This is a genomic window from Streptomyces sp. NPDC048506 (assembly GCF_040651315.1).
Classification (GTDB): domain Bacteria; phylum Actinomycetota; class Actinomycetes; order Streptomycetales; family Streptomycetaceae; genus Streptomyces.
In genome coordinates this window covers 77,080-98,540 of the sequence record NZ_JBEZIX010000041.1, presented here as the reverse complement: position 1 = coordinate 98,540, position 21,461 = coordinate 77,080, and the positions used below count along the sequence as shown (strand labels likewise).

The following is a 21,461-nucleotide window of genomic DNA, read 5'->3' as shown; positions in this document are numbered from 1 at the left end:
CGCAAGCCACGTCAAAATGCCCGTAATCCAGATTGCCCGGGCATATCTTTACGCGATCACCCCTCCGACGCATCGAGGGAGGAGACGGATGACCGACCCGGCCCATCGGCATACCGGTCGAACCACCCCATCGGGTGAATAACCGCCGCCCGGAGGCCCGCCGAAGCTGACTGTTTCCCGACATTGCGGAGACTCGGTCAGTTCAGGAGAGTTGCCAGGGACGTCCAGGCGGAGGTTCGCCCATGAGCACACAGCACGGCACACCACACGATTCGCGCCGCAATCGCGGTCTGTTCCGGACGAAGACTGTCGAGCAGTCGATCCTGGACACCGAGGAGCCGGAGCACACGCTCAAGAAGTCCCTGTCCGCGTTCGATCTGACCGTCTTCGGTGTCGGTGTCGTCATCGGCACCGGCATCTTCGTCCTCACCGGAAAAATCGCCAAGGAGCAGGCCGGGCCCGCCGTCGCACTCTCCTTCGTCGTCGCGGGCGTGGTATGCGCGCTGGCGGCGCTGTGCTACGCGGAGTTCGCCTCCACCGTGCCGGTCGCCGGATCGGCCTACACCTTCTCGTACGCCTCACTGGGCGAACTGCCCGCCTGGATCATCGGCTGGGACCTCATCCTGGAGCTCGCCCTGGGCTGTGCGGTGGTCGCCGTCGGCTGGTCCGGCTACATCCGCTCGCTTATGGACAGCGTCGGGTGGCACCTGCCGGCCGGTCTCGCCGGCACCCATGAGGGGCACTTCGGCTTCGACCTCCTGGCCTGTGTCCTGGTGCTGGTGCTGACCGCCATCCTGGTGTTCGGGATGAAGCTGTCCTCGCGGGTGACGGCGGTGGTCGTCGGCGTCAAGGTCACCGTCGTCCTGCTCGTCATCATCGCCGGCGCCTTCCTGATCAGCGGCGCCAACTACGAGCCGTTCGTGCCGCCCAGCGAGCCGGCCCCGTCCGGCGGCGGACTGAGCGCCCCGCTGGCGCAGCTGATGTTCGGCTTCACCCCGTCCAACTTCGGCACCATGGGCATCTTCGCCGCCGCGGCGGTGGTCTTCTTCGCGTTCATCGGCTTCGACATCGTGGCCACCGCCGCCGAGGAGACCCGCAACCCGCAGCGCGACGTGCCGCGCGGCATCCTCGGCTCGCTGGCCATCTGCACGGTCCTCTACGTCGCGGTGTCCGTCGTGGTCACCGGCATGGAGAAGTACAGCAAGCTCTCCACCGACGCCCCGCTCGCCGACGCCTTCAAGGACCTCGGAAAGCCCTTCTTCGCCGGGGTGATCAGCTTCGGTGCGGCGGTCGGCCTGACCTCGGTCTGCATGATCCTGCTGCTCGGCCAGAGCCGGGTGTTCTTCGCGATGAGCCGGGACGGGCTGCTGCCCCGGGTCTTCTCACTGTCCCACCCCAAGTACGGCACCCCGTACCGGTCGACCATCGTCCTGGGCGTGGTGGTCGCCATCGCCTCCGGTTTCACCTCCATCGACGTGCTCGCCGAACTGGTCAACATCGGCACGCTGTTCGCGTTCGTCGTGGTCGCCATCGGCGTGGTCCTGCTGCGCCGCTCCCGTCCCGACCTGCACCGCGCCTTCCGCACCCCGGGGGTGCCGGTGGTGCCGATGCTGTCCGTCCTGGCCTCGGTGTGGCTGATGCTCAACCTGCCCGCCGAGACCTGGGTCCGGTTCGCGATCTGGATGGCGGCCGGATTCTGCGTCTACTTCGTGTACGGGCGCACCCACAGCCGCCTCGGCAGGCGCAACGAGCAGGCGGGCAAGGGCTGAACAGGACCCCCTGACGCCTCCCGCCCCGACCGGCCCTGACCGTTCCGACCGGCCCTGACCGTTCCGACCGGCCCCGTACGCCCACGGCGTACGGGGCCCTCACACGCTCCCACTGCACGACCGGGGCGCAGCACCCCTACGGGACAACCCTCAGCTACCGTTCCGTCCCCACACCGCCCGCGGCCCCGTCACCCGCGCGCCCAGCGCCTGGACCCGTTCGCGCAGCCCCCGGTCCGCGGTGACCACCAGGCAGTCCCGTCCGGCGCCCTCCTCCGCCACCAGCTCGACGATCCGGTCGTCGCCGCTGCCGGCCGCCGACACCACCCGTACGCCCTCCACGGACGACACGCCGCGCGCCGCGCCCTCCACCACCAGCACCATCTCCAGCGGTGCCGCGACCAGCCCCGGCAGCCCGTCCGCCGCACGGGCCGGCAGCGCGTCCCGCAGCCGCTCCGCCGCACCGCGCCGGTCCCGCCACCAGCCGTCGGGCACCGAGCCGACGACGTTTGCGGCATCGACAATGACCAAGGAATCCATGGCGCAAGCCTCCCACGGCCGTCGCCGCCGTCACCGCTGCCGCCGGCCCCGCACCACGGGCCCGGAACACGACGAAGCGCGGGCCGGCTCCACCGAGCCGGCCCGCGCATCCGTCCTCAGTCCCGCACCGTTACGCGGGCACGCTCGCCACGCCCGGGGCCAGGAACTTCTTGCCGGTCACCCGCTCGGAGACGCCCTCACGGTCCAGGTACGGCGTGATGCCGCCCAGGTGGAAGGGCCAGCCGGCGCCGGTGATCAGGCAGAGGTCGACGTCCTGCGCCTCGGCGACCACGCCCTCGTCCAGCATCAGGCCGATCTCCTGCGCGACGGCGTCCAGGACGCGGTCGCGGACCTGGCCCTCCGTCAGCACCGAGTCGCCCTGCTTGAGCAGCGCCGCGACCTCGGGGTCCAGCTCCGGCTTGCCGGAGTCGTAGACGTAGAAGCCGCGCTTGCCGGCCTCGACCACGGCCTTCAGGTTGGGGGAGACCTTGAAGCGCTCGGGGAACGCCCCGTTGAGGGTCTCCGAGACGTGCAGACCGATCGCCGGGCCGACGAGCTCCAGCAGCACCAGCGGCGACATCGGCAGACCGAGCGGCTCGATGGCCTTCTCGGCGACGTCGACGGGCGTGCCCTCGTCGATGACGTTCTGGATCTCGCCCATGAAGCGGGTCAGGATGCGGTTCACGACGAACGCCGGGGCGTCCTTGACCAGCACCGCGGTCTTCTTCAGCTTCTTGGCGACGCCGAAGGCGGTGGCCAGCGAGGCGTCGTCGGTCTTCTCACCGCGGACGATCTCCAGCAGCGGCAGGATCGCGACCGGGTTGAAGAAGTGGAAGCCCACGACCCGCTCGGGGTGCTTCAGCTTCGACGCCATCTCGGTGACCGACAGCGAGGAGGTGTTGGTGGCGAGGATGGCGTGCGCCGGCGCCACGGCCTCGACCTCGGCGAACACCTGCTGCTTGACGCCGATCTCCTCGAAGACCGCCTCGATGATGAAGTCCGCGTCGGCGAAGCCCTCGGCCTTGTCCAGCACGCCGGTCACCAGGGCCTTGAGGCGGTTGGCCTTGTCCTGGTTGATCCGGCCCTTGCCGAGCAGCTTGTCGATCTCGGCGTGGACGTACCCGACGCCCTTGTCGACCCGCTCCTGGTCGATGTCGGTCAGCACGACCGGCACCTCCAGACGGCGCAGGAAGAGCAGCGCGAGCTGAGAGGCCATCAGACCGGCGCCGACGACACCGACCTTGGTGACCGGGCGCGCCAGGTTCTTGTCCGGCGCACCGGCGGGCCGCTTGCCGCGCTTCTGCACCAGGTTGAACGAGTAGATACCGGCGCGGAGTTCGCCGCCCATGATCAGGTCGGCGAGCGCCTGGTCCTCGGCGTCGAAACCGGCCTGGAGGTCACCGCTCTTGGCGGCGGCGATGATGTCCAGCGCACGGTACGCGGCCGGGGCGGCGCCGTGCACCTTGCCGTCGGCGATGAACCTGCCGCGCGCGACGGCCTGGTCCCAGGCCTCACCGCGGTCGACCTCGGGACGCTCGACGGAGACCTCGCCCTTGAGGACGTTGGCCGTCCACACCAGCGACTGCTCCAGGAAGTCCGCGCCCTCGAAGATCGCGTCGGCGATCCCGAGGTCGAAGACCTGCTGGCCCTTGAGCTGCTTGTTCTGGTTGAGCGAGTTCTCGATGATGACCGAGACCGCCTTGTCCGCGCCGATGAGGTTCGGCAGCAGGGCGCAGCCGCCCCAGCCCGGGACCAGACCCAGGAAGACCTCGGGCAGCGAGAACGCCGGCAGCGCCTTGGACACCGTGCGGTACGAGCAGTGCAGACCGACCTCGACGCCACCGCCCATGGCGGCGCCGTTGTAGTACGCGAAGGTCGGTACGGCGAGCCCGGACAGCCGCTTGAAGACCTCGTGGCCGCCCTTGCCGATGGCCAGCGCGTCCGAGTGCTGCTTGAGCAGCTCGACGCCCTTGAGGTCGGCGCCGACCGCGAAGATGAACGGCTTGCCGGTGAGGCCGACGCCGACGATGTCGCCGTCCGCGGCCTCCTTCTCGACCTGGTCGAGCGCGGCGTTGAGGTTCGCCAGCGAGCCCGGCCCGAAGGTGGTCGGCTTGGTGTGGTCGAAGCCGTTGTCCAGCGTGATCAGCGCGAACCGGCCCGCCCCATAGGGGAGTTCGAGGTGGCGTACGTGCGCCGACGTGACGACCTCGTCCGGGAACAGCTCGGCGGCGCCCTTCAGGAGCTCAGCGGTGGTGGTGCTCACTTGTCGCCTCCGGCGTCCTTGTGGTGCGGGTTCTCCCAGATGACCGTGGCGCCCATGCCGAAGCCGACGCACATGGTGGTGAGGCCGTAGCGGACCTCGGGCTGCTCCTCGAACTGGCGGGCCAGCTGGGTCATCAGCCGGACGCCGGAGGAGGCCAGCGGGTGACCGAAGGCGATGGCGCCGCCGTACTGGTTGACCCGCGCGTCGTCGTCGGCGATGCCGTAGTGGTCGAGGAAGGCGAGCACCTGCACGGCGAACGCCTCGTTGATCTCGAACAGGCCGATGTCGCCGATGCCCAGGCCCGCCTTGGCGAGCGCCTTCTCGGTCGCCGGGATCGGACCGTAGCCCATGACCTCCGGCTCGACGCCCGCGAAGGCGTAGGAGACCAGGCGCATCTTGACCGGGAGACCGTTCTCCCGGGCGAAGTCCTCGGAGGCGATGATCGAGGCGGTCGCGCCGTCGTTGAGGCCCGCGGCGTTGCCCGCCGTGACCCGGCCGTGCGTACGGAACGGGGTCTTGAGGCCGGCCAGGTTCTCCAGGGTGGTGCCCGGACGCATCGGCTCGTCGGCGGTCACCAGGCCCCAACCGGTCTCGCCGACCTCGGCGTTGGTGTTGCGCACCGAGATCGGGACCAGGTCCTGCTGGATCTTCCCGTTGGCGTACGCCTTCGCCGCCTTCTCCTGCGAGCGCACGGCGTACTCGTCGGCGCGCAGCTTGGTGATCTGCGGGTAGCGGTCGTGGAGGTTCTCCGCGGTCATGCCCATGAACAGGGCCGACTCGTCGACGAGCTTCTCGGACACGAACCGCGGGTTCGGGTCGACGCCCTCGCCCATGGGGTGGCGGCCCATGTGCTCGACACCGCCCGCGATGACGGCGTCGTACGCGCCGAAGGCGATGGAGCCGGCGGTGGTGGTGACGGCGGTCAGCGCACCGGCGCACATGCGGTCGATGGAGTAGCCGGGCACGGACTGCGGGAGGCCCGCGAGGATGCCGGCGGTGCGGCCCAGGGTCAGGCCCTGGTCACCGATCTGCGTGGTCGCGGCGATGGCGACTTCGTCGATCTTCGCGGGGTCCAGGTCCGGGTTGCGGCGCAGCAGCTCCCGGATGGCCTTCACGACGAGATCGTCGGCGCGGGTCTCGTGGTAGATGCCCTTCGGGCCCGCCTTGCCGAACGGGGTGCGGACGCCGTCGACGAAGACGACGTCCCTAGCGGTACGAGGCACGTTGGCTCTCCTCCAGGTGCGGGATGGCACTGCTGTGGCGCGCCCCCAGGGACGCTTCACACCCACATGCTACTTACGGGTAACCAAGCTGCACACCCCCACCGCCCGGAGCGGTGAAGGTCACACCCGACGGAGGTGTGGCGGGCCGGTCGCCCGCGCCCCGAGAGGCGGAATCGACCGACCGAAAGGGGCCGGATGTCGTCGGGTCCTGGCGCAATTCATTCCCTCGCGCACTTAAAGTGCGCATATGGGTACGAAGAGGAGAGGTGTCGTGATGGGGCGCCGGCGGTCGGCCGCGCCCCGTGCCCTCGGGCTGGTCTGCGCCCTGACCGCCGCCGGCGCGCTGCTGTCGGGCTGCGCCACTGCCACCTCGGACGGCACCGCCGACACCGGACGCGACGACGGCAGCGCGGTCCCCTCCCGCGCGGTGGCGGCCTCCGCCCACACCCGCCCGAGCGCCACGCTCACCGCGGACCAGCAGAAGCGGAAGGCGCTGATCCCGGCGGCCAAGGTGACCTACGAGGAGGCGCTGGGCGCGGCGGTGGCGGCGGTTCCCAAGGCCGAGCCGGTCGCGGCCGAACTCAAGGGCACGCCCCGCAAACCGTATTGGGAGACCGCGGTCACCAACTCCGACGGAACGGCGCACATCGTCCGGGTCGACGCGGTCTCCGGCGAGGCCGGCAGACCGCGCACCGAGTCCGACGACGCCGACGACAAGAAGCGCCTCGCGACCCGGCTGGCCAAGGCCACCGTCACCGCCCCACAGGCGGCACGGACCGCCACCCGGTCGACCGACGGCACCGTCAGCGGGGTCGCACTCGGCGAGGCCCGCAACGGCAGCGACGCGGTGGCCTGGTCCGTCGACGTCGTGACCCGGGACGACTGGAACCTGACGACCTATGAGATCGACGCGGTGACCGGCAAGGTGCTGCGGATGCACGTCGACCAGGACTGAGGCCGCGCCGGTACCGGGCCTCCCGCCATGGCGGGAGGCCCGCCGGAAACCGGCCGGCGGGCGCTCGTCGGTCGCGTCAGTCGGTGTCCGGGACCGTCCGCAGCGCCTCCGTGAGGATCGGTGCGACCTGCTCGATCTGCCAGGCGCGTGCGCCGTGGCCGGCCAGGACCGTGCCGACCGACTCCTCGGCGGGGACGGCCGGCGGCTCCCAGCACAGCCGGCGCACCGTGTCCGGGGCGATCAGGTTCTCCTGCGGGAGGTTCAGACGCTCGGCGAGCGCCGTCACCGCCGCGCGGGCGGCCGACAGGCGGGCCGCCGCGACGGGGTCCTTGTCGGCCCAGGAACGGGGCGGCGGCGGGCCGTTGAGCGGCTGACCCGGCTGCGGCAGCTCGCTCTCGGGCAGCGCGCGGGCGCGGTCGACGGCGGCCTGCCACTGCTCCAGCTGCCGGCGGCCCATGCGGTGCCCGAAGCCGGGCAGCGCCGCCAGGGCGTGGCTGCTCTGCGGCAGGTGCAGCGCGGCCTCCACGATCGCGGCGTCACCGAGCACCTTGCCCGGCGACACGTCACGCCGCTGGGCGACCTGGTCGCGGGCCGTCCACAGTTCCCGTACGACCGCCATCTGGCGGCGCCGGCGCACCTTGTGCATACCGGACGTCCGGCGCCAGGGGTCCTTGCGGGGCGGCGGCGGGGGAGCGGCGGCGATCGCGGCGAACTCCTGCCGGGCCCACTCCAACTTCCCCTGCCGGGTCAACTCCTCCTCCAGCGCATCGCGCAGGTCCACCAGCAGTTCCACGTCGAGCGCGGCGTAGCGCAGCCAGGGCTCGGGCAGCGGCCGGGTGGACCAGTCGACGGCGGAGTGGCCCTTCTCCAAGGCGAAGCCGAGGACGTTCTCGACCATCGCGCCCAGGCCGACCCGGGCGAAGCCGGCCAACCGCCCGGCGAGCTCGGTGTCGAACAGCTGGGAGGGAGCCATCCCTATGTCGCGCAGGCACGGCAGGTCCTGGCTGGCGGCGTGCAGCACCCATTCGGCGTCGCCGATCGCCTCGCCCAGCGCCGACAGGTCGGGACAGCCGACCGGGTCGATCAGCGCGCTGCCGGCGCCCTCGCGGCGCAGCTGGACGAGGTAGGCGCGCTGGCCGTAGCGGTAGCCCGAGGCTCGCTCGGCGTCGACGGCCACCGGGCCGGTGCCGGCCGCGAAGGCGGCCACGACCTCGGCGAGCGCCTCTTCCGTGGCGGTCACCGGGGGGATGCCCTCACGGGGTTCCAGGAGAGGGACCGGCGCCGGGCTGGGGTCCGGAGGAGGGTCTCCGGCTCGCAGTGTCGTGTCTGTCGTGTCTGCTGCGGTCTTTTGGGCGTCGGTCACCAGTCAAGGGTATCTGTGTATGCACGTCGCCCGTCGAGGGAACGTTCCCTCGACGGGCGAGCGGGGCGGGCAAAAGGGTCAGTGGATGATGCCGGTGCGCAGCGCGACCGCGACCATTCCGGCCCGGTCGCCGGTGCCCAGCTTGCGGGCGATCCGGGCGAGGTGGCTCTTGACGGTCAGCGCCGACAGCCCCATGGAGACGCCGATGGCCTTGTTGGACTGGCCCTCCGCCACCAGCCGCAACACCTCGACCTCGCGGCCGGACAGCTCCCGGTAGCCACCGGGGTGACCGGGCGCGCCCGGCGGGCGGCGCTGCATGCGTGCCGCGGTGGCGCCGATCGGAGAGGTGCCGGGGCGACCGGGAATGCCCAGGTTGGTGCGGGTGCCGGTGACGACGTAGCCCTTGACGCCGCCGGCCAGGGCGTTGCGTACGGCGCCGATGTCGTCGGCCGCGGAGAGCGCCAGACCGTTGGGCCAGCCGGCCGCCCGGGTCTCGGACAGCAGCGTGAGGCCGGAGCCGTCGGGAAGGTGGACGTCGGCAACGCAGATGTCGCGCGGGTTGCCGACGCGGGGACGGGCCTCCGCGATGGACGATGCCTCGATCACGTCACGTACTCCGAGGGCCCACAGGTGGCGGGTGACGGTGGAGCGGACGCGAGGGTCGGCCACGACGACCATGGCCGTCGGCTTGTTCGGGCGGTAGGCGACCAGGCTCGAAGGTTGCTCGAGGAGAACAGACACCGGGCCTCCTGGGGGAGTGGCGGGGACGGAAGCCGGCTTGGGGGAGCCGGAATGATCCGTATTTGAAGGGTCACTGACCTCTTCGGCAGCAATCAGGCGGGACTTTAGACTTTGATCACGATTTAGTTAGGGGCAATTCGGGCAAATCGGATGGGTGATCGATCAGGTGTGGGCACGGAGTGCATAGCGAGGTGATCACAGCCGTACCCGAACGTGATCAGGGTGGGCGCGATGGAACGACGCACCCGGACCCTGTACGTGGACTCCGTGCGTGGACTGTGTACCGGGGCTGCGTGCCGTAACGGTGCGCCGGACCGCTCGGGACGGGGGAGGGAGGGGACGTGGCGGGCGGTGTGGGGCCTAGCGCGGTTGTGCGCCGCGGCGCTGCGGCAGCGGGACCACGCCGCCGCGCGGCGCCATGTCGGGGGTGGCCGGCGGCAACCCGGCGACCTGGCAGAGCAGGTCGCACCACGCCGCCAGATGGGCCGCCAGGTCCGGTACCCCGCCGGGGCCCTCGACCGGTGTCCAGGACGCCCGGATCTCGATCTGTGTCGCCGGCTCGCGTTCCGCCAGCGCACCGAAGTACGACGACCCGGCCCGGGTCACCGTGCCGCTCGGCGCCCCGTAGCGCACCGCGCGGGCGTTCAGCGCACCGGTCAGCCACGACCAGGACACCTCCGGCAGCAGCGGATCGGCGCCCATCTCCGGCTCCAGCTCGGCCCGGGCCAGCGTCACCACGCGGAAGGTGCCCTGCCAGGTCTCGTCCCCGGCCGGGTTGTGCAGCAGCACCAGCCGTCCGTCCGCCAGGTCCCGGTCCTCGTCCCCCGGGCCGGCGCCGTGCTCGACGACCGCTGCCTCCAGCGCGTAGGCGAACGGGGCGAGCCGTTTCGGCGCGGGCGTCGGGTCGATCTCGATCTCCGGTCGCAGCCGTGCCGACCGGAGCGCCTCGACCGCCTGCCGGAAGGGGATCGGGACCTCGTCCGCGCTGTCCGCGAGGTGTTCGTGAGCCGCAGCCATGCCCGGAAGATTAGGCGGAACCGGCCCCGCATACGCGGAGGACACCCGGTATGCGCGTCGCCCATTCGGAGGCGCCCTGGGGCGCGTGCGAAGATTTGGGGCGTGAGCGCCAACGACATCCCCCAAGCTCTCGACTCCGATCGAGCAGGGGGCACCCCCAGCGCGGGCCAGCAGCGGACCAGTACGTACGACTCGGCCTTCCTCAAGGCCTGCCGGCGCGAGCCGGTGCCCCACACCCCGGTGTGGTTCATGCGCCAGGCCGGGCGCTCGCTGCCCGAGTACCGCAAGGTCCGCGAGGGCATCGCGATGCTCGACTCCTGCACGCTGCCCGAGCTGGTCACCGAGATCACCCTCCAGCCCGTGCGCCGCCACGGCGTGGACGCCGCCATCTACTACAGCGACATCGTCGTCCCGCTCAAGGCGATCGGCATCGACCTCGACATCAAGCCCGGCATCGGCCCGGTCGTCGAGAACCCGATCCGCACCCGCGCCGACCTCGCCCAGCTGCGCGACCTGGAGCCCGGCGACGTTCCGTACGTCACCGAGGCCATCGGCATGCTCGTCCGCGAGCTCGGCGGCACTCCCCTGATCGGCTTCGCCGGTGCGCCCTTCACGCTCGCCAGCTACCTCGTCGAGGGCGGCCCGTCCCGCAACCACGAGCGCACCAAGGCCCTCATGTACGGCGACCCGCAGCTCTGGGCCGACCTGCTCGACCGCCTCGCCGACATCACCGCCGCCTTCCTCAAGGTCCAGATCGAGGCCGGCGCCAGCGCGATCCAGCTCTTCGACTCCTGGGTCGGCGCGCTGGCGCCCGCCGACTACCGTCGCTCCGTGATGCCCGCCTCCACCAAGGTCTTCCAGGCCGTCGAGGGCCTCGGCGTACCCCGCTTCCACTTCGGCGTCGGCACCGGCGAACTCCTCGGCCTGATGGGCGAGGCCGGCGCGGACGTCGTCGGTGTCGACTGGCGGGTGCCGCTGGACGAGGCGGCCCGCCGGGTCGGCCCCGGCAAGGTGCTCCAGGGCAACCTCGACCCCGCGGTCCTCTTCGCCCCCCGTGAGGCCGTCGAGACCAAGGCCCGCGAGGTCCTCGACGCGGCCGCCGGCCTCGAAGGGCACATCTTCAACCTCGGCCACGGCGTGCTGCCCAGCACCGACCCGGACGCGCTGACCCGGCTCGTCGAGTACGTCCACACCCAGACGGCCCGCTGAGCCCGGCGCCGCGCGGCGGTCAGTCGCCGGCCGCCCGTACGGCGCCGGCGGCCTTGCGGGCCGCCACCAGTACCGGGTCCCAGACCGGGGAGAACGGCGGGGCGTAGCCGAGGTCGAGGGCGGTCATCTGCTCCACCGTCATTCCGGCGGTCAGCGCGACCGCCGCGATGTCCACCCGCTTGCCGGCACCCTCGCGGCCGACGATCTGCACGCCGAGCAGCCGTCCCGTGCGGCGCTCGGCGAGCATCTTGACGTGCATCGGGCGGGCGCCCGGGTAGTAGCCGGCGCGGCTGGTCGACTCGACGGTCACGGTGACGAAGCGCAGCCCGGCGGCGCGGGCGTGGCGCTCCAGCAGACCGGTCCGGGCGATCTCCAGATCGCAGACCTTGCTGACCGCGGTGCCGACCACCCCCGGGAACGTCGCGTAGCCGCCGCCCACGTTGGTGCCGATGACCTGGCCGTGCTTGTTGGCGTGGGTGCCCAGCGCGATATGGCGGGTGTGGCCGGAGACCAGGTCGAGGACCTCGACGCAGTCACCGCCGGCCCAGACGGCGTCGTGGCCGCGCACCCGCATCGCCAGGTCCGTGAGCAGCCCACCGGACTCGCCCAGCGGCAGCCCGGCCGCGGCGGCCAGCGCGGTCTCGGGGCGGACGCCCATGCCCAGGACGACCACGTCCGCCGGGTACTCGGCGTCCTCGGTGGTGACCGCGCGGACCCGCCCTCCTCCTTCTCCTCGGCTCCGCCCGGGCAGGGAGGCGCCCGCGGTGTCCTCCTCGGTCAGCACGCCGGTGACGGTCGCACCGCGCACCGTCTCGATGCCCAACCCGCACATCGCCTCGTGGACCAGCGCGCCCATGTCCGGGTCGAGGGTCGACATCGGCTGTGTGCTCTGCTCCAGGACCGTGACGTGGTAGCCGCCGTGGATCAGCGCCTCGGCCATCTCCACGCCGATGTAGCCGGCGCCGACCACCACCGCCCGCCGCCCCGGGGACGCGTCCAGCCCGTCCAGCAGTGCCCGGCCGTCGTCCAGGGTCTGCACGCCGTACACCCCAGGCGCGTCGATCCCGGGCAGGGCGGGTCGCCGCGGTCGGGCACCGGTCGCCAGCACCAGTTTGTCGAAGCCGGTCCAGGACTCCCGGCCGCCGTTGTCCAGCTCCCGGGTGCGCACCCGGCCGCGGTCCAGGTCGAGTTCGGTGACCTCGGTCCGCATCCGCAGGTCGATGTCCCGGGCGCGGTGCTCCTGCGCCGTCCGCGCGATCAGCGCATCCGGCCCGTCGACCACCCCGCCCACCCAGTACGGGATGCCGCAGGCGGAGTACGAGGTGAAGTGGCTGCGCTCGAACGCGGTGATCGCCAGCTCGTCCGGCTTCCTCAGCCGCCGTGCCTGCGATGCCGCGGACATCCCCGCGGCATCGCCCCCGACGACCACCAGCCGCTCCGTCATGGTCAACTCCTCCGGCTCAGAAGGGGTACGCGGCCGGCGTGGCGCGGACCGTCGTCCAACGGGTCTCGGTGAACGCATCGAGGTTGGCGTCGCCGCCGAAGCGCGAGCCGGTGCCGGAATCGGCCAGGCCGCCGAACGGGGCGATCGGTTCGTCGTTGACCGTCTGGTCGTTGATGTGGAGCAGGCCGGTGGGGATGCGGTCGGCGAGGTCGAGGGCGCGGGTGGTGTCGCGGGTGACGATGCCGAGCGCGAGGCCGTAGTCGGAGTCGCCGGCGAGTGCGACGGCCTCGTCCGCGGTCTGGAAGGCGCGCACCGGCGCCACCGGGCCGAACACCTCCCGGCCGTAGGCGGGGGAGGAGCCCACGGACCCGGACCCGTAGCCGGGGCCCGCGTCGGCCAGCACCGTCGGGCGGTAGAACAGCGCGTGGTGCCGGCCGCCGGCGGCGATCCGTACGCCGGCCGCCGCGCTGCTGCGCACCAGCTCGTCGATCTTGTCGAGCCGGCCGCGGTCGATGACCGGGCCGAGGTGCACCTGCTCGCGGAACGGGTCCCCGACGGTGAGCGCATCGGCCCTGGCCGCCAACCGCTCCACGTAGTCGTCGTAGAGGGAGGCGTGGACGAGGTGCCGGCCCGCGGTCATGCAGATCTGGCCCTGGTGGAAGAAGGAGGCCCAGGCGGCGGTGGACATCGCGGCGTCCAGGTCGGCGTCCTCCAGCACAAGGAGGGCGCTGTTGCCGCCCAGCTCCAGGTGGGAGCGCTTGAGGTGGCGGGCGGCCAGTTCGCCGACGCCGCGCCCGACGGCGCCGGCCGGCACCCGGGTCGTGTACGACAGGCGGGGCGCGGCGGAGGGGAGCACCTGCCCGAGCGGGCGGTGGGCGAGGGCAGCGGCCTCGTAGCACTCCTCGGCCGCCGCGCGGATCTCGAAGTCGGCCTTGCCCCGGATGCTGCCGGACTCCCGGATGATCCACTCGGCGATCTCCGCTTCGTGCCGTCGGATCAGATCGCCGGCCCGGCGGAGCACCGCGGCCCGCTCCGGGTACGGCGTCCCGGCCCAGCTCCGCTGGGCGCGCGCCGCGGCGACCGAGGCCCGCTCGACATCGGAGGCGGCGGCGAGCATGAAGGTGCCGAGCACCTCGCCCGTCGCGGGCTCGACCGCCTCCGCCGTACCGCCGTGCAGGGAGTGCCAGTTGGTCGGGTCGAGCAGGGCCATCGCGCCAACCTCCGGTCGGGAACAGAGAGTTGATGGATGAGCAGGTGTGGGGTGCGGTCCAGCCCTTCCAGGGTGATCCGGGCCGCCGTGCCGGGGCGTGTCGAACGTACCGCGCCCGGCGCGGATCGCCGCGCACGGCGTGCCGCCGGGCACCCGAGCGGACACGCCCTGGCTAGCGCTCCAGGACGAGCGCCAGCCCCTGCCCCACGCCGATGCAGAGGGCGGCGAGGCCGGTGCCCGAGCCGAGGGCGGCGAGCTGGTGGGCCACCGCGCCCGCGAGACGGGCGCCGGACGCACCGAGCGGGTGGCCGATGGCGATGGCGCCGCCGCGCGGGTTCACCACGGACGGGTCGAGGTCGGGCCACTGGCCGATGCAGCCCAGCGCCTGGGCCGCGAAGGCCTCGTTGAGCTCGAAGGTCGCGAGGTCGGCGAAGCCGCGGCCGGAGCGCTCCAGCGCGCGCCGCACCGCCTCCACCGGGCCCAGCCCGAACAGCTGCGGCTCGACACCGGTCACCGCGCTCGCGCCGATGCGGGCCAGCGGCTCGCGCCCGGTCGCCCGCAGGCCTTCCTCGTCCACCAGCAGCAGCGCCGCCGCACCGTCGTTGAGCGGCGAGGAGTTGCCGGCCGTGACCGTTCCTCCGGCCGTGCGGAAGACCGGCTTCAGCTTGGAGAGGGACTCCAGGGAGGAGTTCTCCCGGATCGTCTCGTCGCGCTCCAGGTCCACGTCCGGGACCGGCACGACCTCGGCGTCGTAGGCCCCCTCCCGCCAGGCGCGGGCCGCCTTCTGGTGGCTGGCCAGCGCGAAGACGTCCTGCTGCTCCCGGGTGATGCCGTGCCCGTCGGCGATCAGCTCGGCGCCCTCGCCCAGCGCCACCGTCCACTCCGGGCGCATCCGCGGATTGACCATCCGCCAGCCCAGCGTCGAGGAGAACATCTCCTGGTGGCCCGCGGGGAAGGCCCGCTCGGGCTTGCGCAGCACGTACGGCGCGCGGCTCATCGACTCCACCCCGCCCGCCACCGCGATGTGTGCGTCGCCGTGCGCGATGGCGCGGGCCGCCTGGATGACCGCCTCCAGGCCGGACCCGCACAGCCGGTTCACGGTCACCCCGGGGACGGTCGGCGGCAGACCGGCCAGCAGCACCGCCATCCGCGCCACGTTGCGGTTGTCCTCGCCGGCGCCGTTCGCATCGCCGAAGCAGACGTCGTCGATCCGTGCCGGGTCGAGGTCCGGGGTGCGGTCCACCAGGGCCTTCAGCACGTGGGCGGCGAGGTCGTCGGGGCGGACCTCGGCCAGCGCGCCGCCGTACTTGCCGACGGGGGTCCGTACCGCATCGACGATGTAGACATCCCGTACCCGTGGGTCGCTCATCAGGCCCTGTCCTCGCTGTCCCGGCTCGACGGTCGGCGGACGGTACGAAGATCGCCGCCCGCCGACCCGAGTCTTTGCCCGACGGTGCCCGCTGTCAACGGGGACCTCGGTCATCCTCCTCCGTGACGTCGGCCGGGTCGGCGGGCGGCGCGACGGCCTGCCCGGTGGCCTGCCCAGGGGCCGGTCCGGTGACCGGCGCGGCGACCGGTGCGGTGGCCTGCCCGGCCACCGGCGCGGCCATCGGCGCGGGGGCGGTCCGTTGCCGGGCGCCGCCCTTGCCGCCGGCCCGCCGCCGTATCCGCAGGGCGGCCGGCAGCCGGTCGCGGACCAGTCGCCACAGCGCGTACAGCACGCCCGCGGTGACCGCGAACGGCAGCACCGCGCCGATCGCCACCAGCACCCACCGCACCGCCGTGAGGAACGCGTGCCAGCCACCGGACAGCGCCTCCGAGAAGGACGGCTCGTGCTCGCCGGAATCCGTCTCGGCGGCGGCGTCCGGCTGGCGGAGCAGCAGCGTCACGGTGGCCATCCCGGTCCGGCCCTTGAGCGACTTCAGCTGGGCCTCCAGTGACTCCAGATCCGCCTCGCGGGAGTTGAGCTCGGACTCCAGCGCCACGATGTCGCTGATCGTCGTCGCCTTGTCCATCAGCTCCCGGACGCGCGACACACTGGCCCGCTGGGTCTTGATCCGGCTGTCGACGTCCACCACCTGGTCGGTGACGTCCTTCGCCGAGACCTCGCGGGAGAGCAGCTTGCCGAGCCCGGTCAGCTTCCCCAGCACCGCGTCGTACTCGGCGGGCGGCACCCGCAGGACGATCCGCGACCGGTCGTGCCCCTCGGGGTCCCGGTCGGTGGTCTCGTCCGCCGCGTAGCCACCCGCGCCGTCGACCGCCGCCCGCGCCTTCGCCAGCGCCGTCGTGACGTCCTTGGTCTGCACGGTCAGGGTGGCGGTGCGGATGATCTGCGACGGGGTGAGCTTCGGCGCCGCGCCGGGCCGGCCCGCCCTGGCCGCCGCCCCGCCGCCCTGCCGGCCGTCCGCCGCCGGGCTCGGTGCCACCGCCGACGTGTCGGAGCGCGCGTCGCCCGCCGCACTCGGCCCGCCCGAGCCGCTGCACCCGGCGAGCGCCAGCGACGCGGTGAGGAACAGCGCCGCCGCGGCTCCCCGCCCGGACGCCCGAACTCCCCCTGCCGGTACGGTCGTTCGCCCCGTGGCCCACCCCGTCGTGCGCCCCGTGGCCCGTCCGGCCGCTCGTTCCGCTCCCCGCATGAACCGCTCCCCGTATGAAATGGCCTGTCGATGTCGCCCCTTCGACGGGGAGCCCCGGCCCCCGGTTGCCGTGCGCAGGTCGCGATCCGGTCACGGTCCGGCCCGGGCGCTCTGAGAGAGTGGAGGCATGAGTGCAGCGGACACCAGGACGGCCCACGGGCCCGGCGGCATCGGCCACGCGGTGGTCATCGGCGGAGGCATCTCCGGGCTGGCGGCGGCGCACCGGCTGCTCGACGGCGGAGCCCGGGTGACCGTCCTGGAGGCGTCCGGTCGGCTGGGCGGCAAGCTCCGCGCGGGCGCGATCGCCGGCGTACCGGTCGACCTCGGTGCCGAATCCATGCTGGCCAGGCGGCCGGAGGCGGTGGAGCTCGCCCGCGCCGTGGGGCTCGGCGAGCGGCTGCAACCGCCCACCACCGCCACCGCGTCCCTGTGGACCCGCGCGGCGCTGCGCCCGATGCCCAAGGGTCACGTGATGGGCGTGCCCGGCGACCTCGGTCCGCTCGCCGCCTCCGGAGTGATCTCCCCGGAGGGGCTCGCCCGGATCGAGGAGGACGCCCGGCTGCCGCGCACCGAGGTCGGCGCGGACGTCGCGGTCGGCGAGTACGTCGCCCGGCGGCTCGGCCGCGAGGTAGTCGACCGGCTGGTCGAGCCCCTGCTGGGCGGGGTGTACGCGGGCGACGCGTACAAGATCTCGATGCGTGCCGCCGTACCGCAGCTCTTCGAGGCCGCCCGGACGCACCGCTCGCTGCTCGACGGCGTCCGCGACATCCAGGCGCGCTCCGCCGCCGCGGTCCACCAGATCGGGCCCACCGCCACCGGCCCGGTCTTCATGGGCATCGACGGCGGCATCGGGACCCTCCCGGGCGCGGTGGCCGAGGCGGTGCGCGCCAAGGGCGGGGAGATCCGCACCGGTACGCCCGTCACCGACGTCCGGCGGATCCCGGACGGCTGGCGGATCACCCTCGACGGGGCCTCGCTCACCGCGGACGCCGTCGTCCTCGCCACCCCCGCGCAGGACGCCGCCCGGCTCCTCGCGCACGTCTGCAAGCCCGCCGTCGCCGAGCTCACCACCGTCGAGTACGCCTCGATGGCGCTGGTCACCATGGCCTTCCGCCGCTCCGACGTCGCCGCCCGGCTGACCGGCAGCGGTTTCCTCGTACCGCCCGTCGACGGCCGCAAGATCAAGGCGTCCACCTTCGCCAGCAACAAATGGGGCTGGATCGGCGGCGCGGACCCGGACCTCTTCGTGCTGCGCACCTCCCTCGGGCGCCACGGCGACGAGGAGGACCTCGCGCGCGAGGACTCCGAGCTGGTCGACTTCTCCCGTACGGACCTGCGCGAGGCGGTCGGGCTGACCGCCGCCCCGGTCGCGACGGAGGTCACCCGCTGGCACGGCGGACTGCCCCAGTACCCGGTCGGACACCTGGAGCGGGTGGCCCGCATCCGGGACGCCGTCGCGCAGCTGCCCGGCCTGCGGGTGTGCGGTGCGCTCTACGACGGCGTCGGCATCCCGGCCTGCATCGCCTCCGCCCACAAGGCCGCCGACGACGTGCTCGGCACCCTGCGGCCGCTCGGCGCCGCCGGCGAGTGAGAATGGACGACATGACAGACGCTTCCACCCCCGCATCCGCGCCGCAGACCCCTGCGGCGCCCGAGAAGGCCCCCAACGCCGGCAAGAAGGCCAAGGACCTCAACGAGGTCATCCGCTACACCCTCTGGTCGGTGTTCAAGCTGCGCGACGTCCTCCCCGAGGACCGCAGCGGCTACGCAGACGAGGTCGAGGAGCTGTTCACGCAGCTCGCCGCCAAGGACGTGGTGGTCCGCGGCACCTACGACGTGTCCGGTCTGCGCGCCGACGCCGACGTCATGATCTGGTGGCACTCGGAGAGCTCGGACGCCCTCCAGGACGCGTACAACCTCTTCCGCCGCACCCGGTTCGGCCGCGCCCTCGCGCCGGTGTGGTCGAACATGGCGCTGCACCGCCCCGCCGAGTTCAACAAGGCGCACATCCCGGCCTTCCTCGCCGACGAGCGCCCGCGCGCCTATGTCAGCGTCTACCCCTTCGTGCGCTCCTACGAGTGGTACCTCCTCCCCGACGAGGACCGCCGCCGGATGCTCGCCGACCACGGCAAGATGGCCCGCGGTTTCCCCGACGTCCGCGCCAACACCGTGCCGTCGTTCTCGCTCGGCGACTACGAGTGGGTGCTCGCCTTCGAGGCCGACGACCTCTACCGCATCGTCGACCTGATGCGTCACCTGCGCGGCTCCGAGGCGCGGATGCACGTCCGCGAGGAGGTCCCGTTCTACACGGGGCGGCGCAAGCCGGTCGCCGAGCTGGTCGCCGGTCTGGCCTGACCCGTCCGACCCGCACACCCACACGCCGAGGGCCGCCCCCCAGGGGGCGGCCCTCGGCACGTTGCAGGCGGATGGGCTCACTTCCCCGGACGCATGTGCTGCCCCCGGGTCAGTGCCTGGCCCGGCACCGGCTCCGCCCGCGGCGAGCAGTACACCTTGTGCGCCGGGACCTTCCCGCGCAGCAGGTACGCCTCGGCGTACGCGTTCACACAGGCGTTCTCGCCGAAGGCGATGCCGTGGGTGCCCGCGCCGTTCTCGGTGACCAGCGAGGAGCCGGGGAACCGCCGCTGGAGCTCGACCGCACCCGGGTACGGCGTCGCCGCGTCCCGCTTGGCCGCCAGCAGCAGCACCGGCGGCAGCGCGCCGGGCTCGGTGTGGATGTCGAGCGGACCCTGCTGATCGCGGAGCGCGCCGTCGAGCTCGGTGTCGGCGGCGTGCCCGGCGGCGTCCGCGAGCTCCTGGTCCACGTCCTGGCCCGCCGCGCGGAGCACGTCGTCCAGGCCCTCCGTGGCCGACTGCGACCGGGTGGGCCAGAAGGCGCACGGCAGATTCATCCAGGCGTTGTCCCAGGTCTCGAACGGCGCGACCCGCGCCATCCGGCTGTTGTCCCGGTCCCAGGTCTTGAACGAGCGCGGCCAGGACGCGTCGTTGCACTCCACCGCCGTGTAGACGGCGTTGGTGTTCTCCTCGGCCTGGGCCGTCCGCTCCTGCGGCAGGGCCTGGGCGATCAGCGCCTTGGGGTTGCCGTTCAGATAGCCCGAGAGCGCCTCGGCGCGCATCGGCCAGAAGGCGTCGTTGTAGCCGGTCTTGAGGTAGGCCGACTGGAGCTGGCCGGGGCCGATCTTGCCGTTGAGCGGCTGCCGGCGGAGTTGGGCCGTGGCCTTGTCATAGGACTGCTGCACCGCCTGCGGGGTCTTCCCGAGGTGGTAGTGGTCGTCGTGCTTGGCGGCCCAGCGCAGCCAGTCGCCCCAGCGGCGTTCGAAGGCGAGGTTCTGGTCGAGGTTGTTGCGGTACCAGATCTGCCGTGGGTCGGGGTTGACCACGCTGTCGAAGACCATTCGGCGGACATGGCCGGGGAAGAGCGTCGCATAGACCGCACCGAAGTACGTCCCGTACGACGCGCCCATGAACGTCAGCTTCTTCTCGCCCAGCGCGGCCCGCAGCATGTCCAGGTCGCGGGCGTTGTTGATGGAGTTGTAGAACGGCAGGTCCGCCCCGGCCCGGCGGGCGCAGCCGCGGGCGTACGCCTTCGCCTCGGCCACCTTCGTGCGCTTGAAGGCCGCGTCGGGGTGCATCCGGCTGTCGGTGGGCGCCTTCATGAACTCCTTGGGGTCCTGGCACGACAGCGGTGCCGACCGGCCGACGCCGCGCGGCGCATAGCCGACGAGGTCGTAGGCGCGGGCCAGCTTGCTCCATCTGGGGAGGCCGCCGTAGAGCGGGAACTCCATGCTGGAGGCGCCCGGGCCGCCGGGGTTGAAGATCAGGGCGCCCTGACGCTCGGCGGGCGCGGTGGCGCGGACCCGGCTCACCGTGAGCTGGATCTTCTTGCCGTCGGGCCGCGCGTAGTCCAGGGGGACGGTGAGTTCTCCGCACTCGACGGACGACGGCAGGTGCTCCACGGCTGCGCAGCGGCCGAAGCCGATGCGGTGCGAGGCGGGCGCGGGCGGCGCCGCCGGAGCCCTCGTGGTGCCGCCTGCCGGGGCAGTGGCGAGGGCGGTCACGATCAGCGACCCGATGGTGCCGTACAACGCAAGTGCTCTCACTGGCCGTCCCTTCGTGTGTGCATACAAAAGGGATAGTTGGGGCGCTGGTTGGTGTTGTAAAGCACCTGGTGCCGGTGTCGGACGCTATGCCCCGGAAGAGTGGAGCGCGGCGCGAAGGGAGGGGTCGGTGAGGGCGCCGGGACCGTGGAGGGCGAGCGTGGTGAGTGAGGCGGCGGTGGCGGACGGGCCGGGGGAGCCGGCGGCGCCGGGCAGTCGGCGTTCGCCCGAGGCGGTGGCCCAGTCGCTGTAGGGATGGAGCTCGAAGCGGGCCACGGCCAGGGTGCCGAGCGTGAGGATCATCGGCAGCGCGAACCAGCCCACGAGGCCGACGACGTCCGCGTCGTCCGGCGCCGACCAGTAGCTCGCCGCGGCGGACAGCAGCACCAGGAGGGCGGCGGCCCGCACCAGGCGGACCGCACTGCGGACGCCCGGGCGGGCCGCGGCCGGCAGCGCGAGCCCCGCGGCCACCAGCCGGTCGGCCACCGTCCGCACCGCCTCGTCGGCCACCAGTGTGTCCCGTACGGCCGGTATCTGGCGCTGCCCCTCGGGCCCTATGGCGCTGAGCGTGGCGCGCTCGACGGCGTCCTGGCCGACCGGGTCCACGACGGTGGCCCAGCCGGTGTGGGCGAGCAGCAGCCGCCGCTGCTGTGCCATCAACACCAGGACCACATCGGCGAGACGGTGCGGGCCGCCGGAGAGATAGGCCATCTCATACAGCGTCAGACCGCCGTCCGCGGTGGCCGGACCCGGGCCGGGGGCGGGCGCCGACGGCCGGTCCGGACCGGTGGCCCGGGCCACGGCAACCGCGATGCGACAGGCCCGCGCGCAGGAGAACGCCGCCGCCACACAGGCGACGAGGAGGAAGAGGAACCACATGGCAGAGTTCCTACGGGACGACCAGCGGCGCCGCCAGGCAATTTCCCAGATTGTGGGCGACCGCACCGCGCACGCTGCGGAGCGGCGCCGGCCGTCGTAC

The 21,461-nt window shown here is 72.8% G+C and carries 17 protein-coding genes; 5 read left to right on the top strand and 12 right to left on the bottom strand.

From position 1 onward, the window contains the following. Nucleotides 1-242 precede the first annotated feature (242 nt). Complete coding sequence (locus tag AB0C96_RS29400) at nucleotides 243-1,769, top strand: amino acid permease (protein WP_362921440.1); 1,527 nt, start codon at nucleotides 243-245, stop codon at nucleotides 1,767-1,769. Between the two features lie 150 nt (nucleotides 1,770-1,919). On the opposite strand, the gene AB0C96_RS29395 is transcribed toward AB0C96_RS29400, so the two are convergent. The 3 genes from AB0C96_RS29395 to AB0C96_RS29385 form a co-directional block, all read right to left on the bottom strand. Further along, entirely contained in the window at nucleotides 1,920-2,306 is a 387-nt protein-coding gene (locus AB0C96_RS29395; protein ID WP_362921438.1) for an NTP pyrophosphohydrolase, read from the bottom strand. A 130-nt stretch (nucleotides 2,307-2,436) separates the two neighbouring features. After that, on the bottom strand, nucleotides 2,437-4,569 hold the full coding sequence (locus AB0C96_RS29390) for a 3-hydroxyacyl-CoA dehydrogenase NAD-binding domain-containing protein (RefSeq protein ID WP_362921436.1): 2,133 nt from the start codon (nucleotides 4,567-4,569) through the stop codon (nucleotides 2,437-2,439). Beyond that, nucleotides 4,566-5,792, bottom strand: coding sequence for an acetyl-CoA C-acyltransferase (locus AB0C96_RS29385; protein ID WP_362921435.1), 1,227 nt, complete (start codon nucleotides 5,790-5,792; stop codon nucleotides 4,566-4,568). Before AB0C96_RS29385 ends, AB0C96_RS29390 begins: the two co-directional genes overlap by 4 nt. Nucleotides 5,793-6,066: 274 nt before the next feature. Between AB0C96_RS29385 and AB0C96_RS29380 the strand changes: the two genes are divergently transcribed. Then, complete coding sequence (locus tag AB0C96_RS29380) at nucleotides 6,067-6,747, top strand: PepSY domain-containing protein (protein ID WP_362921433.1); 681 nt, start codon at nucleotides 6,067-6,069, stop codon at nucleotides 6,745-6,747. A 76-nt stretch (nucleotides 6,748-6,823) separates the two neighbouring features. Here the strand turns inward: AB0C96_RS29380 and AB0C96_RS29375 are convergent, their stop codons facing one another. The 3 genes from AB0C96_RS29375 to AB0C96_RS29365 form a co-directional block, all read right to left on the bottom strand. Further along, nucleotides 6,824-8,110, bottom strand: coding sequence for a ribonuclease D (locus tag AB0C96_RS29375; protein ID WP_362921431.1), 1,287 nt, complete (start codon nucleotides 8,108-8,110; stop codon nucleotides 6,824-6,826). A gap of 78 nt (nucleotides 8,111-8,188) precedes the next feature. Then, the gene (locus tag AB0C96_RS29370; protein ID WP_362921429.1) at nucleotides 8,189-8,851 is read right to left on the bottom strand and encodes a response regulator transcription factor; all 663 of its coding nucleotides are present in this window, start codon (nucleotides 8,849-8,851) and stop codon (nucleotides 8,189-8,191) included. 360 nt (nucleotides 8,852-9,211) lie between these two features. Beyond that, a complete protein-coding gene (locus AB0C96_RS29365; protein ID WP_362921428.1) occupies nucleotides 9,212-9,868 on the bottom strand; it encodes a DUF3000 domain-containing protein in 657 nt (218 codons plus the stop codon). 117 nt (nucleotides 9,869-9,985) lie between these two features. Here AB0C96_RS29365 and hemE point away from each other — a divergent pair, with 117 nt between their 5' ends. Further along, nucleotides 9,986-11,077, top strand: coding sequence for a uroporphyrinogen decarboxylase (hemE, locus tag AB0C96_RS29360; protein WP_362921445.1), 1,092 nt, complete (start codon nucleotides 9,986-9,988; stop codon nucleotides 11,075-11,077). Nucleotides 11,078-11,096: 19 nt separating this feature from the next. On the opposite strand, the gene AB0C96_RS29355 is transcribed toward hemE, so the two are convergent. The 4 genes from AB0C96_RS29355 to AB0C96_RS29340 form a co-directional block, all read right to left on the bottom strand. Beyond that, nucleotides 11,097-12,521, bottom strand: coding sequence for an FAD-dependent oxidoreductase (locus tag AB0C96_RS29355; RefSeq protein WP_362921427.1), 1,425 nt, complete (start codon nucleotides 12,519-12,521; stop codon nucleotides 11,097-11,099). 16 nt (nucleotides 12,522-12,537) lie between these two features. Continuing rightward, a complete protein-coding gene (locus AB0C96_RS29350) occupies nucleotides 12,538-13,731 on the bottom strand; it encodes an aldehyde dehydrogenase family protein (protein ID WP_362921425.1) in 1,194 nt (397 codons plus the stop codon). Nucleotides 13,732-13,903: 172 nt separating this feature from the next. Then, nucleotides 13,904-15,100 carry a thiolase family protein gene (locus AB0C96_RS29345; protein ID WP_362921423.1) on the bottom strand — a complete coding sequence of 399 codons (1,197 nt, stop codon included), beginning with the start codon at nucleotides 15,098-15,100 and terminating at the stop codon, nucleotides 13,904-13,906. A gap of 94 nt (nucleotides 15,101-15,194) precedes the next feature. Next, a complete protein-coding gene (locus AB0C96_RS29340) occupies nucleotides 15,195-16,367 on the bottom strand; it encodes a DUF4349 domain-containing protein (RefSeq protein WP_362921421.1) in 1,173 nt (390 codons plus the stop codon). A gap of 127 nt (nucleotides 16,368-16,494) precedes the next feature. On the opposite strand from AB0C96_RS29340, the gene hemG reads away from it, so the two are divergent. Further along, nucleotides 16,495-17,958, top strand: coding sequence for a protoporphyrinogen oxidase (gene hemG, locus AB0C96_RS29335; protein WP_362921420.1), 1,464 nt, complete (start codon nucleotides 16,495-16,497; stop codon nucleotides 17,956-17,958). Nucleotides 17,959-17,969: 11 nt separating this feature from the next. Continuing rightward, nucleotides 17,970-18,722: a hydrogen peroxide-dependent heme synthase gene (gene hemQ, locus AB0C96_RS29330; protein ID WP_362921418.1), complete on the top strand. Its 753-nt coding sequence runs from the start codon at nucleotides 17,970-17,972 to the stop codon at nucleotides 18,720-18,722. A gap of 77 nt (nucleotides 18,723-18,799) precedes the next feature. On the opposite strand, the gene AB0C96_RS29325 is transcribed toward hemQ, so the two are convergent. Further along, a complete protein-coding gene (locus AB0C96_RS29325; RefSeq protein WP_362921417.1) occupies nucleotides 18,800-20,485 on the bottom strand; it encodes an alpha/beta hydrolase in 1,686 nt (561 codons plus the stop codon). Nucleotides 20,486-20,569: 84 nt separating this feature from the next. Continuing rightward, the gene (locus tag AB0C96_RS29320; protein WP_362921415.1) at nucleotides 20,570-21,361 is read right to left on the bottom strand and encodes a TIGR04222 domain-containing membrane protein; all 792 of its coding nucleotides are present in this window, start codon (nucleotides 21,359-21,361) and stop codon (nucleotides 20,570-20,572) included. Nucleotides 21,362-21,461: the final 100 nt, after the last annotated feature.

Coding starts and splice junctions, on each gene's coding strand:
- AB0C96_RS29400 (WP_362921440.1), top strand. CDS start 243: ATGAGCACACAGCACGGCACACCACACGATTCGCGCCGCAATCGCGGT.
- AB0C96_RS29395 (WP_362921438.1), bottom strand. CDS start 2,306: ATGGATTCCTTGGTCATTGTCGATGCCGCAAACGTCGTCGGCTCGGTG.
- AB0C96_RS29380 (WP_362921433.1), top strand. CDS start 6,067: ATGGGGCGCCGGCGGTCGGCCGCGCCCCGTGCCCTCGGGCTGGTCTGC.
- AB0C96_RS29365 (WP_362921428.1), bottom strand. CDS start 9,868: ATGGCTGCGGCTCACGAACACCTCGCGGACAGCGCGGACGAGGTCCCG.
- AB0C96_RS29355 (WP_362921427.1), bottom strand. CDS start 12,521: ATGACGGAGCGGCTGGTGGTCGTCGGGGGCGATGCCGCGGGGATGTCC.
- AB0C96_RS29350 (WP_362921425.1), bottom strand. CDS start 13,731: ATGGCCCTGCTCGACCCGACCAACTGGCACTCCCTGCACGGCGGTACG.
- AB0C96_RS29345 (WP_362921423.1), bottom strand. CDS start 15,100: ATGAGCGACCCACGGGTACGGGATGTCTACATCGTCGATGCGGTACGG.
- AB0C96_RS29340 (WP_362921421.1), bottom strand. CDS start 16,367: ATGCGGGGAGCGGAACGAGCGGCCGGACGGGCCACGGGGCGCACGACG.
- hemG (WP_362921420.1), top strand. CDS start 16,495: ATGAGTGCAGCGGACACCAGGACGGCCCACGGGCCCGGCGGCATCGGC.
- hemQ (WP_362921418.1), top strand. CDS start 17,970: ATGACAGACGCTTCCACCCCCGCATCCGCGCCGCAGACCCCTGCGGCG.
- AB0C96_RS29320 (WP_362921415.1), bottom strand. CDS start 21,361: ATGTGGTTCCTCTTCCTCCTCGTCGCCTGTGTGGCGGCGGCGTTCTCC.